14 protein-coding genes are annotated in these 13,772 nt (G+C 72.0%); 2 read left to right on the top strand and 12 right to left on the bottom strand.

What is annotated here, in order from left to right:
- The first annotated feature begins 95 nt into the window (after nt 1–95).
- On the top strand, nt 96–986 hold the full coding sequence (locus AC0IVP_RS06215; RefSeq protein ID WP_157518889.1) for a hypothetical protein: 891 nt from the start codon (nt 96–98) through the stop codon (nt 984–986).
- Nucleotides 987–1,125: 139 nt separating this feature from the next.
- Here AC0IVP_RS06215 and atpD read toward each other — a convergent pair whose 3' ends face one another.
- The 11 genes from atpD to AC0IVP_RS06160 all read right to left on the bottom strand — a co-directional run bounded on the left by atpD (nt 1,126) and on the right by AC0IVP_RS06160 (nt 12,154).
- Nucleotides 1,126–2,571: a F0F1 ATP synthase subunit beta gene (atpD, locus tag AC0IVP_RS06210; RefSeq protein ID WP_471755282.1), complete on the bottom strand. Its 1,446-nt coding sequence runs from the start codon at nt 2,569–2,571 to the stop codon at nt 1,126–1,128.
- 64 nt (nt 2,572–2,635) lie between these two features.
- Complete coding sequence (locus AC0IVP_RS06205) at nt 2,636–3,604, bottom strand: F0F1 ATP synthase subunit gamma (protein WP_056288452.1); 969 nt, start codon at nt 3,602–3,604, stop codon at nt 2,636–2,638.
- Between the two features lie 3 nt (nt 3,605–3,607).
- Nucleotides 3,608–5,245, bottom strand: a complete 1,638-nt coding sequence (gene atpA, locus AC0IVP_RS06200; RefSeq protein ID WP_056288457.1) for a F0F1 ATP synthase subunit alpha — start codon at nt 5,243–5,245, stop codon at nt 3,608–3,610.
- A 91-nt stretch (nt 5,246–5,336) separates the two neighbouring features.
- A complete protein-coding gene (locus AC0IVP_RS06195) occupies nt 5,337–6,155 on the bottom strand; it encodes a F0F1 ATP synthase subunit delta (RefSeq protein ID WP_056288460.1) in 819 nt (272 codons plus the stop codon).
- A complete protein-coding gene (locus AC0IVP_RS06190) occupies nt 6,155–6,745 on the bottom strand; it encodes a F0F1 ATP synthase subunit B (RefSeq protein WP_471755280.1) in 591 nt (196 codons plus the stop codon). Before AC0IVP_RS06190 ends, AC0IVP_RS06195 begins: the two co-directional genes overlap by 1 nt.
- A 49-nt stretch (nt 6,746–6,794) precedes the next feature.
- Nucleotides 6,795–7,025 (bottom strand): ATP synthase F0 subunit C, encoded by a 231-nt coding sequence (gene atpE, locus AC0IVP_RS06185; protein ID WP_471755278.1) that lies wholly within the window; start codon nt 7,023–7,025, stop codon nt 6,795–6,797.
- Between the two features lie 88 nt (nt 7,026–7,113).
- Entirely contained in the window at nt 7,114–7,947 is an 834-nt protein-coding gene (gene atpB, locus AC0IVP_RS06180) for a F0F1 ATP synthase subunit A (RefSeq protein ID WP_471755276.1), read from the bottom strand.
- Nucleotides 7,944–8,333, bottom strand: coding sequence for an AtpZ/AtpI family protein (locus tag AC0IVP_RS06175; protein WP_471755274.1), 390 nt, complete (start codon nt 8,331–8,333; stop codon nt 7,944–7,946). Before AC0IVP_RS06175 ends, atpB begins: the two co-directional genes overlap by 4 nt.
- Nucleotides 8,334–8,335: 2 nt before the next feature.
- Nucleotides 8,336–10,009 (bottom strand): glycosyltransferase family 4 protein, encoded by a 1,674-nt coding sequence (locus tag AC0IVP_RS06170; protein WP_471755271.1) that lies wholly within the window; start codon nt 10,007–10,009, stop codon nt 8,336–8,338.
- 60 nt (nt 10,010–10,069) lie between these two features.
- Nucleotides 10,070–11,353 carry a serine hydroxymethyltransferase gene (locus tag AC0IVP_RS06165; protein WP_471755269.1) on the bottom strand — a complete coding sequence of 428 codons (1,284 nt, stop codon included), beginning with the start codon at nt 11,351–11,353 and terminating at the stop codon, nt 10,070–10,072.
- Between the two features lie 159 nt (nt 11,354–11,512).
- Complete coding sequence (locus AC0IVP_RS06160; RefSeq protein WP_471755267.1) at nt 11,513–12,154, bottom strand: L-threonylcarbamoyladenylate synthase; 642 nt, start codon at nt 12,152–12,154, stop codon at nt 11,513–11,515.
- Nucleotides 12,155–12,187: 33 nt separating this feature from the next.
- Between AC0IVP_RS06160 and AC0IVP_RS06155 the strand changes: the two genes are divergently transcribed.
- Nucleotides 12,188–12,949, top strand: a complete 762-nt coding sequence (locus AC0IVP_RS06155; RefSeq protein ID WP_471755265.1) for an endo alpha-1,4 polygalactosaminidase — start codon at nt 12,188–12,190, stop codon at nt 12,947–12,949.
- Here AC0IVP_RS06155 and prmC read toward each other — a convergent pair.
- Complete coding sequence (gene prmC / locus AC0IVP_RS06150; protein WP_471755331.1) at nt 12,925–13,770, bottom strand: peptide chain release factor N(5)-glutamine methyltransferase; 846 nt, start codon at nt 13,768–13,770, stop codon at nt 12,925–12,927. The genes AC0IVP_RS06155 and prmC overlap by 25 nt on opposite strands.
- Nucleotides 13,771–13,772 lie beyond the last annotated feature (2 nt).

The raw sequence follows: 13,772 nt of genomic DNA, 5'->3' as shown, positions 1-13,772 counted from the left end.
CACCTGTGAGTTCCTGGGCGCGACGGCCGCCGTGCGGCATGCTGCGCACGGCGCTCGCCCATCCCGGGCCCGCCAGGACGGGGGACCTCGTGGTCGTGTCGGTCGTCGCGCTCGTCGTTGCCGCGCTGTGCTCCGGCGCCGCGGCGGTGTGCCAGGCCTCGGCGGTGGCCCGCAGCGCCCGCCAGGACCTCACCGGACTCCTCGGCGGCCTGGTGCGCGAGCCCCGCTACCTGCTGGGCACCGCCCTCGTGGGCGCCGGCTTCCTGGCCTCCCTGGTCGCCGTCCGCGAGCTGCCGCTGTTCCTGGTGCAGGCCGGCCGCGCCTCCAGCCTGGGGGTCACCGCGGTCCTCGCTGCCCTGCTGCTGGGCAGCCGGCTGCACCGCCGGGAGGTCCTCGCCCTGGCCGGTGTGGCCGCGGGCCTGGTGGCCGTCGCGCTGGCGGCCGCCCCACGCGCGGCCGGCCTCGTGGACCCCGACGTCCGCTGGTCGGCCCTCGCCGGGGCGATCACCCTGCTGGCCGCGGTCGTGGTGTGCACCCGCGTGCCCGCGACCCCCACCGGCTCGGTGCTGGTCGCCGCACTCGCCGGCAGCTGCTTCGCGGTCGTGTCCCTGGGCGCCCGCGTGCTGGGCCCGGTCACCGTGCCCGGTGTGCTCGCCGACCCCAGCGCCTGGGCGATCGGCCTGTCGGGCGTCGCGGGGCTGGTTGCGGGCGCGCTGGCCCTCCAGCGGGGCTCCGTGGTGCTGGTGACCACGACGATGGTGGCGACCGAGTCGGTGCTGGGCTCGGTGCTGGGCGTGCTGGTCGGGGACCGCCCCGCCGAGGGTCTCGGCGGCCTCGCCGTGGCCGGCTTCGCCGTGACGATCGGGAGCGCGCTGCTGCTGGCCCGGTTCGGTGCCGTGCCCGCGCCCGCGGTCGCCGACGGGCAGCTCCCCGCCGGCGAGGACGTGTTCGCCGTCGACCAGGACGTGCCGGCACCCCGTCACTGAGTCCGGCATCCCCCCGCCGGTCGGGCGCAGGCCGCACCACCCTCCCCCGGGCTCCCCCGGGGACGCGCGGACGACCGGGACACGACGACGGCCGGGCCCCCCTGGGGGGACCCGGCCGTCGTGGCGGTGCTGGGGCTGGTCAGCCCTTCTTGAGCTTGGCGGCGTTGGCCTCGAGGTCCTCGAGTCCACCGCACATGAAGAAGGCCTGCTCCGGCACGTGGTCGTACTCGCCCTGGGTCAGCGCCTTGAACGCCTGCAGGGTCTCGGTCAGCGGCACGTAGGACCCCGGCTGACCGGTGAAGGCCTCGGCCACGAACATGTTCTGGGACAGGAAGCGCTCGATGCGACGGGCCCGGTTCACGGTGACCTTGTCCTCCTCACCGAGCTCGTCGATGCCGAGGATGGCGATGATGTCCTGCAGCTCCTGGTAGCGCTGCAGGATCCGCTTGACCTCCGACGCCGTGTCGTAGTGCTCCTGACCGACGTACTGGGCGTCGAGGATCCGGCTGGTGGAGTCCAGCGGGTCCACGGCCGGGTAGATGCCCTTCTCCGAGATGGGCCGCGACAGGTTCGTCGTGGCGTCCAGGTGGGCGAAGGTGGTGTGCGGCGCCGGGTCGGTGATGTCGTCGGCGGGCACGTAGATGGCCTGCAGCGAGGTGATGGACCGGCCTCGGGTCGAGGTGATCCGCTCCTGCAGCTCGCCCATCTCGTCGGCCAGGGTCGGCTGGTACCCCACGGCGGAGGGCATGCGCCCCAGCAGCGTGGAGACCTCGGACCCGGCCTGGGTGAACCGGAAGATGTTGTCGATGAAGAGCAGCACGTCCTGGTCCTGCTCGTCGCGGAAGTACTCCGCCATCGTCAGGGCCGAGAGGGCCACGCGCAGACGCGTGCCCGGCGGCTCGTCCATCTGGCCGAAGACCAGCGCGGTCGAGTTGATGACGCCGGACTCGGTCATCTCGGTGATGAGGTCGTTGCCCTCACGGGTGCGCTCGCCGACACCGGCGAACACCGACACGCCACCGAACTCCTGGGCGACACGACGGATCATCTCCTGGATGAGGACCGTCTTGCCGACGCCGGCACCGCCGAACAGGCCGATCTTCCCGCCCTTGATGTAGGGCGTGAGCAGGTCGATGACCTTGATGCCGGTCTCGAGCAGCTCGGTCCGACCCTCGAGCTGGTCGAACTTGGGGGCGTGGCGGTGGATCGTCCAGCGCAGTCCGTCCTCGCCGTAGCCGGGGGTGTCCAGGCACTCGCCGAGGGCGTTGAAGACGTGCCCGGTCACCTGGTCGCCGACGGGGACGGAGATGGCCGAACCGGTGTCGCGCACCTCGGCGCCGCGGACCAGACCGTCGGTCGGGGCCATGGAGATGGTGCGGACGACGTTGTCGCCCAGGTGCTGGGCGACCTCGAGGGTCAGGGTCTTGCCCAGGTCGGCGAGGGTGACGTCGACCTTGAGGGCGTTGAACAGCTCGGGCATCGAGTCACGGGGGAACTCGACGTCGACGACCGGGCCGGTGACCCGGACGACGCGGCCGGAGCCGGTGGTCTCGCTCGTGCTCGGACGGTCCTCGGTGAGGGTCATCGTGTCGCTCTCCTGGCTCGGTGGGTCGTGCTCGCGTGCGTGAACGTGGTGGCGGGCGACGGCATCAGGTGTCCGACCCGCTGGAGACGAGGGCGTCGGCGCCGCCGACGATCTCGCTGATCTCCTGGGTGATGCCCGCCTGGCGGGCCGCGTTCGCCTGCCGGGACAGGTTCTTCGCCAGCTCCTCGGCGTTGTCGGAGGCCGACTTCATGGCCCGACGACGGGACGCCGACTCCGACGCGGCGGACTCGAGCATCGCCGCGTAGATCCGGGTGGAGATGTACTTGGGCAGCAGCGCGTCCAGCAGCGCCTCCGCCGAGGGCTCGAACTCGTAGGAGGTCGGGATGTCGGTCGTCTTCTGACCGGCGGCGGCGTCCTCGCGCTCGTGCTCGAACTCCTCCACCTCCTCGACCTCCAGCGGGGCCATCCGCTTGGCGACGGGGACCTGGGCGAGCAGCGAGCGGAACTCGGTGTAGACGATGTGCAGCTCGTCGACGCCCTCGATGCCGTCGGCACCGCCGCCGACCTCGTCGTCGTCCTCGCCGGCGGTGAACGCCTCGATCAGCGTCCGGCCCACGTCCTGTGCGTCGGTGTAGTTGGGCTGCTCGGAGAACCCGGTCCAGGTCTCCTCGACGGCCCGGTCACGGAACCGGTAGTACGTCTCGCCCTTGCGGCCGACGACGTAGAGGACCGGCTCCTTGCCCTCGCTGCGCAGCAGGCCGAGGAGCTCCTCGGTACGGCGCAGCACGTTGACGTTGTAGGAGCCCGCGAAGCCACGGTCGGAGGTGATGACCAGCACCGCCACCCGACCCGGCTTCTCCCGCTCGGTGAGCAGCGGGTGGTCCAGGCTCGCCGAGGACGCCAGCGCCGAGAGCACCCGGGTGATCTCCCGGGCGTAGGGCTTGGAGGCCTCGACCCGGTTCTGCGCACGCACGATGCGGGCACCGGCGATCAGCTCCTGGGCCGAGAAGATCTTCTTCGTCGACCGTGTGGAGCGGATGCGGCGCCGCAGCGCGCGGAGAGAGGCAGCCACGGGTCAGGCCTTCTTCTTGACCTGGACGCGCTCCTGGCCACGGTCAGTGGCGGCCATGGCCTCGACCTCGGGCTCGTTGACCTTCAGCGACTCGCCGTCGCTGGTGGTGAACTGGCCGTAGAAGGCCTCGACCGCGGACTCCAGGTTCGCGACGGTGTCGTCCTCGAGCTTCTTGGAGTTGCGGATCGCGTCGAGCGCGCCCGTCTCGCCCCGGGACAGGTAGTCCAGGAACTCGCCCTCGAAGCGCCGGACGTCGGCGACCGGGACGACGTCGAGCTTGCCCCGGGTGCCCAGCCACAGCGAGACGACCTCGCGCTCCAGGGAGAACGGGGCGTACTGGCCCTGCTTGAGCAGCTCGACCAGACGCTGACCGCGGTCCAGGGTGGCGCGGGAGGAGGCATCCAGGTCCGAGGAGAAGGAGGAGAAGGCCTCCAGCTCACGGAACTGGGCCAGGTCCAGGCGCAGTCGGCCGGCGACGGCCTTCATGGCCTTCGTCTGCGCCGAGCCGCCGACGCGGGACACCGAGATGCCCACGTTGATGGCCGGGCGGACACCGGAGTTGAAGAGGCCGGTCTCCAGGAAGATCTGGCCGTCGGTGATCGAGATGACGTTGGTCGGGATGTACGCCGAGACGTCGTTGCCCTTGGTCTCGATGATCGGCAGGCCGGTCTGCGACCCGCCACCGAGCTCCTCGGACAGCTTGGCGCAGCGCTCGAGCAGACGGGAGTGCAAGTAGAAGACGTCGCCGGGGTAGGCCTCGCGGCCCGGCGGGCGACGCAGCAGCAGGGAGACAGCGCGGTACGCCTCGGCCTGCTTGGACAGGTCGTCGAAGACGATCAGCGTGTGCTTGCCCTCGTACATCCAGTGCTGGCCGATCGCCGAGCCGGTGTAGGGGGCGATGTACTTGTAGCCGGCCGAGTCCGAGGCGGGCGAGGCGACGATGGTCGTGTACTCCATCGCGCCGGCGTCCTCGAGCGCGGCCTTGACACCGGCGATCGTGGAGCCCTTCTGGCCCACGGCGACGTAGATGCAGCGGACCTGCTGGGCCGGGTCACCGGTGGCCCAGGCGGCCTTCTGGTTGATGATCGTGTCGATCGCGATCGCGGTCTTGCCGGTCTGGCGGTCGCCGATGATCAGCTGACGCTGGCCGCGGCCGATCGGGGTCATGGCGTCGATGGCCTTGATCCCGGTGGCGAGGGGCTCGTGCACCGACTGGCGCTGGACCACCGAGGGGGCCTGCAGCTCCAGGGCGCGGCGCTCGGTGCTGTGGATGTCGCCGGCGCCGTCGATCGGCACGCCGAGCGGGTCCACGACGCGGCCGAGGAAGCCGTCGCCGACCGGCACCGAGAGGACCTGACCGGTCCGGCGGACCGTCTGGCCCTCCTCGATGGAGGCGAAGTCACCCATGACCACGACGCCGACCTCGCGCACGTCGAGGTTCAGCGCCAGACCACGCACGCCACCCTCGAACTCCAGGAGCTCGTTGGTCATGACCGAGGGCAGGCCCTCGACACGGGCGATGCCGTCGCCGGCCTCGGTGACGATCCCGACCTCCTCACGGGAGACGTCGGAGTCGTAGTCGCTGACGTAGTTCTGGATGGCACTGCGGATCTCGTCCGCGGAGATCGTGAGCTCGGCCATGGCCCTGGGTGTCCTCTTCCCTGCTCAGGTGCTGTCTGGGGTCGTGCTGCGTGCTCGGTCGGTGCTCGACTGCCGCGCTGGTGGCTGCGGGTCAGCCGGTGAAGCGCCGGCCCGCTGCCTCGAGACGGTGCGAGATGCTGCCGTCCACGATCTCGTCGCCGACCCGGATGACCAGGCCCCCGACGATGGAGGGGTCGACCTGGACCTGCAGGCCGATGCTCCGGCCGTACGTCCTCTCCAGGATCCCGGTCAGCCGCTGCTCCTGCGCGTCGGTCAGGGGCAGGGCGCTCGTCACGTGCGCGACCGACTGGCCACGTCGTGCCGAGGCCGCGACCGAGATGCGCTCGACGGCGTTGGCTGCGTTGTGCACGTGCGAGCTGGTCAGCGAGTTCCGGACCAGCCGCTCGGTGACGGGTGAGACCCGGCCGGCCAGCAGCCGGTCCAGCAGCGCGGTCTTGCCCTCGCGGGACGCGCTGCGATCGCCGAGCAGTCGGGCCAGGTCGTCGTCGCCGTCGATGATCCGTCCGAACCGGAACAACTCGTCCTCGACGGTGTCGAGCTCCCCGCGGGCGTCCGCGGCGTCCAGCGCCGCATCGGTCGCGAGGGTCTCGACGGCCTCGACCAGGTCCAGCGGGCGCGACCAGCGCTGCCGGGCCACGGTCTCGACGACGTCGACGGCACCGGCGGAGAGCTGGGAGGCCAGCAGTCGCTGGGCCAGCCCGGCCCGGTCGTCGGGCCGCACCGACGCGTCGGCCAGGGCGCGCCGGAGCGAGACCTGGCCCTCGAGCAGGTGCGCGACCGAGAACAGCTCGTCGGCCAGGCCCAGGCGGGCCTCGCCGTCGGTGCCCCGGACGCGGTCTGCCAGGCGCTCGCGCGACTGCGCGAGCGCCTCGCGGCTGGCGGCCTGCATCAGCGGTCGCCCTCGGGCGAGTAGACCGTGCTGCCACCGGTGGTGCCGGCGGCCGCAGGGGTGCTGGCCGACATGCCGTCGAGCTCGTCGAGGAAGCGGTCGACCGTCCCGCGGCGACGGGCGTCGTCCTCGAGGGACTCCCCCACCACGCGGCCGGCCAGCGTCACGGCCATGGAGCCGATCTGCCCGCGGAGCTCGTTGACCACCTGCTGGCGGGAGGCAGCGAGCTGCTCCTCGCCACGGGCGGTGATCCGGGCGGACTCCTCCTGGGCCTGGGTGCGCAGCTCCTCGAGGATCTGCTGTCCCTCCGCCCGGGCGGCGTCACGGATCTGAGCGGCCTCGTTGCGGGCCTCGGCGAGCTGGGCGCGGTACTGCTCCAGCGCTGCCTTGGCCTCGGCCTGGGCCGCCTCGGCCCGTTCCATGCCGCCCTCGATGGCCTCGCGCCGCGCCTGGAACGTCTTCTCGATGACCGGGAAGACGTACTTGACGACGACGAACGCGAGGATCGCGAACGTGATCAGGCCGACGACGATCTCGCCGACGGGAGGGAGCAGGGGGTTCTGCTCACCCTCAGCTGCGTACAGGTTCATCTCTCAGCACCTCCTCCGAGTCCGGTCGCCCTGGCCCTGACGAGCAGGGTCAGGAACCGAAGATGAAGGGGACGACCAGGCCGATGAGCGCGAGCGCCTCGGAGAGGGCGGCACCCAGGAAGGCGTAGGTACGGGTGAGGCCGGCCGACTCGGGCTGGCGGGCGGTGGCCTGGATGTAGGCCGCCCACACGATGCCGACACCGATGCCGGGGCCGATGGCGGCCAGGCCGTAGCCGACCGAACCGATGCTGCCCTGCAGCTCTGCGAGAACCTCGATCATTGCGGGGTGTTCCTCCTGTGTCGGTCACCCGGGGTTCCGGGTGGCTGGCGGGGTGGTGCGTCTGGGGTGGACGGAGCGCTGAGGGGCCTCAGTGGGCCTTCTCGACCGCCCCGTTCAGGTAGGTCGCGGTCAGCACGGTGAAGACGTAGGCCTGCAGCACGATGACCAGGACCTCGAAGAAGGTCATGAACAGCGCCATGAGGAAGGAGAACGGCGCGAAGATGACCGAGAAGTTCTCACCGAACTTGCCCAGCAGGTAGACCGTGCCCAGGGAGAACACGACCAGGAGCATGTGCCCGGCGAAGAGGTTGGCGAAGAGTCGGACGGCGAGGGTGAACGGCCGGATGATGAACATCTGCAGCAGCTCGATCGGCGTCACCAGGAGCAGGAACGGACCAGGCACGCCCGGCGGGATGGCGACCTCCTTGAGGTAGCCCCCCAGTCCCTTGTTCTTGATCGACACGACGTTGTAGAGGATGTAGACCAGCAGCGCGAGGACCAGCGGCAGCGCGAACTTGCTCATCGGCGAGATCTGGAAGAACGGGATGATGCTCATCGCGTTGTTCGCCAGGATGAAGAAGAACAGCGCGCCCAGGAAGGGCACGAAACGCTGGAACTGCGGGCCGATGACGTCGCGGCCGATGTTGTCCCGGACGAGCGAGTAGCCGCTCTCCATCAGGAACTGCGCGCGGCGCGGCACGATCGTCGGCTTGCGGGTGGCCAGCACCATGAAGGCGAGGATCGCGGCGGTGGCGATCCAGGAGATCACCGTGATGCGGGTGATCGAGAAGTCGATGCCCAAGATCGTGAAGTCGACCAGGGACGGGGGGTAGAACTCGGCGATGCTCGGGGCGACGAATCCGCCGCCGGGGTCGCTCTCGACCGCGAGCACGCTGGAGAGCGCGTGGGCGCTGGAGGTCACCGGTGTCCCTTCTGCGTCCTGGGCTGGCTCCGTCGTCCGCCCGGGGTGTTGCGGTACGTGCTGTAGCTCTTAGAGCTGATCTTGCTGTAACTGGTCGAGCTGATGGCCTGGGTCTGCTGGACCGGTCCGCCGTACTTGACGGTGATCAGGTAGACCGACAGGCCGAGTCCGACGACCACGCCGATGAGGGCGAAGACCTTCGTGTCCAGCCACCGGTCCACCAGCAGCCCGGCCCCGCCGTAGACGACGAGTCCGGCCAGGAGGGTCCCGGTGATGCCCCAGCCGACATCCGCACCGCTGGGGTGCGGGGTGTCATCGGGGGCGTCTGCCGGTCGAGGCCGTGGGCCACCGGCACGCGTGGCGGCCTCGTCCATCAGTTCGGACACTATCAGCCGCCTGTGACCTTGCGGACCGGGTGTTCTACAGCGTGTGGCAGAACGTCCGTCGAGGGAGGGGCCGGCGGGGTCGTGTAGTAGAGCTGTCGGGTCCACACCCAGCGGGCCTGCACCCCGCTCCACAGGAGGGCGCCGGCGATGACGGTCCACGCCGTCGCCACCCGGTCGGGCCACCCGTCGGCGGGCAGGGCCTGGAGCAGGGCGAAGAAGCCGAGCACCTTGACCATGAAGGCACCGAGGGCCGCCGGCAGGGTGAAGGAGTCGTCGATCTTGCCGGCCCAGGCGATGGCGAAGCCGGAGAGGCAGAAGAACAGGGTGACGATGGCGGCACCCAGCACCACCCCCAGCGCCTCGGCCCAGCCGCTCAGCAGGCCGACCACCGGGACGGCCACCGCGGTGACCACGAGGGTCACCAGCGAACCGGCCCGCAGGAACGACAGGTCCCACGGGCCGGCGGCGCCCGGGGCGGGCACGACGCGGGTGGCGGGTGCCGGCCGTCGCCGCCAGCGGCGGGAGCGGACGCTGCGTCGGGCGGTGCTCTCGGACTCGGCGACCTCGATGGCGGTCCGCTCGGCACGGCGGGCCCGGGGGCTCAGCACCGCCAGCACGCCGATGACCAGCAGCGTGGAGACCACCACGAGCACCTCCAGGGTGCCGCCGGTGATGGACAGCGCGATGACGCCGAAGGACAGCAGCGCGGCCCAGAAGTACATGATCAGGACGGCCCGGCGGTGCGAGTGCCCGATGGTGAGCAGCCGGTGGTGCAGGTGCATCTTGTCCGGGCTGAAGGGCGACTGGCCCTTGCGGGTCCGGCGGACGACGGCGAGCACCAGGTCGGTGAAGGGGATGAAGAGCACCGCGAGCGGGACCAGCAGCGGCAGCGCCAGCGGCAGCACGCTGGCTGCGGAGTCGAAGCTCTGGGTGTCCACCCGACCGGTGGCCGAGACGGCGGCGGCGGAGAGCATCAGCCCGACCATCATGGACCCGGAGTCGCCCATGAAGATCCGCGCCGGGGAGAAGTTGTGCGGCAGGAACCCCAGGCAGGCCCCGGCCAGGATCGCGGTGATGAGGGCGGGGGCGCTCGCGGTGTCGTCGTAGCCGACCAGGCCCAGGTTGTAGCTGTAGGCGAACAGCGCCAGTGCCGAGATCGCCGAGACCCCGGCGGCCAGGCCGTCCAGTCCGTCGATGAAGTTGAGGGCGTTGACCACCAGGACGGTCACCAGGATGGTCAGCGGCACCCCGGCGTCGCCCAGGGACAGCGTCCCGATGTCGGCGAAGGGCAGGAAGACGAAGAGGAACTGGACGCCCAGCAGCACCATGACCCCGGCGCACGCGATCTGGCCGGTGAGCTTGGTGAGCGCGTCGATGCCGAACCGGTCGTCGAGCACACCGAGCAGGCAGATCAGCCCGCCCGCCACGAGCACCGCGTAGGTCTGGCTGTCCTCGAAGGTGCGCTGCAGGGCCGGCAGCCGGGAGGCCACCAGCACCGCGGCCGCGACCCCGGCGTACATCGCCACCCCTCCCCCCCGTGGGGTCGGGATGACGTGCACGTCGCGGTCGCGTACCGCGGCGACGACCTTGAACCGCATCGCCAGCATCCGCACGACGGGCGTGGTCAGGTAGGTGACCAGCGCCGCGACGAGGCAGACGACGAGGTACTCGCGCACGGGCGGCTCAGGCTCCTGGGGTGGTCGGGCGGGCGGTCCGGGCGGTGGCCCGGGCCCGCCTCAGCGGACGGGCTCGGGGTAGGCCGGGTGGGCCGAGACCAGCTCGCGGACCGCGGCCGACACCTCGGCGGACCGCGACCCGTCGGCGTCGCGGATCGCCGTCCCGATGAAGGTGGCGATCTGGGCCATGTCGGACTCGGTCATGCCCTGGGTGGTGACCGACGGGCTGCCGACCCGGATGCCCGAGGCGATGGAGGCCGGCTGCGGGTCGAAGGGGATCGCGTTCTTGTTCAGCACGATCCCGGCGGCGTCGCAGCGGGCCTCGGCGTCGGCACCGCTGACCCCGGTGGACTGCAGGTCCAGCAGGGCCAGGTGGGTGTCGGTGCCACCGGCGACCGGACGCAGTCCCTCGGCAGCCAGGCCCTCGGTGAGGGCCTGGGCGTTGGCGATGACCTGGCGGGTGTAGGCCTGGTACTCAGGTGTCAGGCACTCCTTGAGGTTCACCGCCTTGGCGGCGACGGCGTGCATCAGCGGCCCACCCTGCATCATCGGGAAGGCGGCCTTGTCGATGGCCTTGGCGTGCTCGGCCTTGCACACGATGGCGCCACCGCGGGGCCCGCGCAGCACCTTGTGCGTGGTGAAGGTGACGACATCGGCGTGCGGCACCGGCGAGGGGATGGCCTTGCCGGCCACCAGGCCGATGAAGTGGGCGGCGTCGACCATGAAGACGGCCCCGACCTCGTCGGCGATCTGCCGGAACGCGGCGAAGTCGATCAGCCGCGGGATCGCGGACCCGCCGGCGATGATCAGCTTGGGCCGGTGCTCGCGCGCGAGGTCACGGACCTGGTCGTAGTCGATGTGCTCGGTCTTCGGGTCCACGCCGTACTGCACGGCGTTGAACCACTTCCCGGAGAACGAGACCTTGGTGCCGTGGGTCAGGTGCCCGCCCATCGGCAGGGCCATCCCGAGCATGGTGTCACCGGGCTTGAGGAAGGCCCCGTAGGCGGCCAGGTTGGCGCTGGCGCCCGAGTGCGGCTGCAGGTTGACGTGCTCCGCGCCGAACAGCTCCTTGCCGCGCTCGATCCCGAGGGACTCGGCTCGGTCGACGACGTCGCAACCGCCGTAGTACCGCTTGCCGGGGTAGCCCTCGGCGTACTTGTTGCTCAGCGTGCTGCCCAGCGCCGCGAGGACGGCGGGGCTGGTGAAGTTCTCGCTGGCGATCAGCTGCAGGCCGGTGCGCAGCCGGTCCAGCTCGTCGGTGACGACGCCGGCGATCTCCGGGTCGAAGGAGGCCAGCGCGTCGAAGTCGGGCCCCCAGTACGGGGTGGCTGCAGGGGTGCTCATGCGGGGCGCGCTCCGGGAGAGAGGGGCGCCGCGCACCCGGGAGGGGGCACGCGGAGGTCGGACCCACGGTATCGCCCCCGTCAGCGGCTCCGGGCCGACGTGCTGGGACGGGGCCGGCTCGACGGCGCGGTGCGGGCGCAGCGCGGTACGGGGACCTGCTCAGTCGGTGATGCCGGGCACGACCGCGCGCAGCCGGTCCACGTCGACAGCACCCACCCGCAGCACCCGGGGCACGGGTCCGGTGCAGTCCACGATCGTGCTGGCCCCACTGCTCTCCCGCGGGCCGCCGTCCAGGACGACGGCTGCGTGCTCGCCCAGCTGGTACTCGGCCTGCTGTGCGCTGGTGGCGGCGGGACGGCCGGACCGGTTCGCACTGGAGACGGCGAGGGGGCCGGTGCGCCGGAGGAGGTCGCGGGCCAGGTCGTCGTCCGGCAGCCGGACGGCAACGGTCCCCTCGGCCTCGCCCAGGTCCCAGCTCAGCGTCGGGGTGTGTTCGAGCACCAGGGTCAGCCCGCCGGGCCAGAACGCCTCGGCGAGGGCGTGGGCGTCGGCGGGGAACGCCGTCACCAGGCCGGCCACGGTGGAGGCCTCCCCGACCAGCACGGGGACCGGCATGTTGCGGCCCCGGTTCTTGGCGGTGAGGAGCCGACCGACCGCCTCGGGGGTGAAGGCGTCGGCGGCCACCCCGTAGACGGTGTCGGTGGGCAGCAGGACCAGCTCGCCGCGGGAGAGCGCGGCGGCCGCGGCGGTCAGGCCCGCGGCGCGCTGGTCCTCGTCGGTGCAGTCGTAGACGTCGGCCACACCGGCAGTCTCCCCCACGTACCGTCGGCGCCCATGCGGTGGTGGCTGGTCCCGGTCGGACTGCTGCTGGGCGGCTGCGCGGCGCCGGTGCAGCTGGACACCCCGATGGGGGCCCGGGTCGACTACCAGCTCGGCGGGCAGTACGAGCCGGCCGACGGGGTGACCGGCGTGGTCCGGGACCGCACCGACTCCCCCGCCCCTGGCCTGTGGTCGGCCTGCTACGTCAACGCCTTCCAGACCCAGCCGGGCACCGACGAGGTGCCCGAGGACCTGCTGCTGCACGACGCGACGGGGGCCCGGGTCGAGGACCCGGACTGGCCCGGGGAGTTCCTCCTCGACATCAGCACCCCCGCCCAGCGCGAGCGGGTACTCACCGAGGTGGGCGGATGGTTCGACGGGTGCGCGGCGGACGGCTTCGACGCCGTCGAGCCGGACAACCTGGACAGCTGGACCCGCTCGCAGGGGCTGCTCACGGTGGACCACGCCGTCGCGATGGCGGGTCTGCTGGTCCGGCGGGCGCACGCCGCGGGCCTCACCATCGCGCAGAAGAACGCCGCCGACCTGGCCGGGCGCGACCTGGGGTTCGACTACGCGGTGACCGAGCAGTGCCAGGTGTACGGCGAGTGCCAGGCCTACACCGCCGCCTACGGCGACCTGGTGCTGGAGGTCGAGTACACCGACGCGGCCTTCGACGCCGCGTGCGCGGCACGGGGCACGGAGGTCGCCGTGCAGCGCCGGGACCGGGACGTGTCCGTCCCGGGGACCGAGGGCTACGTGTCGCGCTTCTGCAGCTGAGCGGTGGTGAAGCGGGGCCGCCCGGCCAGGTCGGGGTGGTCGGCGACGTCGACCCACCCGCCGTGCGCCCGGACCAGCGCCGGCAGCGAACCGCCCTGGACGTCGGCGTGCTCGACGGCCAGCAGCCCGCCGGGGCGCAGCAGCCGTGCGGCGGTGCGCAGCAGCCCGCGGACGACGTCCAGGCCGTCGGGGCCGCCCCACAGCGCCAGCGGCGGGTCGTGGTCGGCGACCTCGCGCGGCAGTCGCGCGTCGTCGGGCACGTACGGCGGGTTGGAGACGACGACGTCGACCCGACCGTCGAGGTCGGTCAACAGGCCCCGGTCGGTCATGTCCCCGGCGAGCACGGTCACCGGGGTGTCCCCCGCGGCGGCGCGAGCGTCGGCGTTGTGCCGGGTCCAGGCGATGGCGTCGGGGTCGCGTTCGACGGCGGTGACCCGAGCACCCGGGTGCTCGTGGGCGACCGACAGCGCGATCGCCCCGGAGCCAGTGCCCAGGTCGACGACGACGGGGGCGTCGAGCCCGGCCACCTGCTCGAGCACCCAGCCGGCGATCTGCTCGGTCTCCGGGCGGGGCACGAAGACCCCGGGGCCGACTGCCAGCTCCAGGTGCCGGAAGGCCGCGGAGCCGGTGAGGTGCTGCAGCGGCACCCGGGCGACGCGCTGGTCCAGCAGGTGGCTGAACCGGGTGCTGTCCGGGACGTCGTCCAGGGTGACCAGCCGCGCCCGGGGCACCCCGAGGGCGTGGGCCAGCAGCAGCTCGGCGTCGACCCGGGGGGACTCGACCCCGGCCTCCGCGAGCCGTCGGGCCGCCTGCTGGAGCAGTT

It is taken from the genome of Klenkia sp. AC732 (assembly GCF_979256525.1).
The sequence above is the reverse complement of the archived record's forward strand: the minus strand, read 5'-3'. Positions and strand labels throughout refer to the sequence as shown.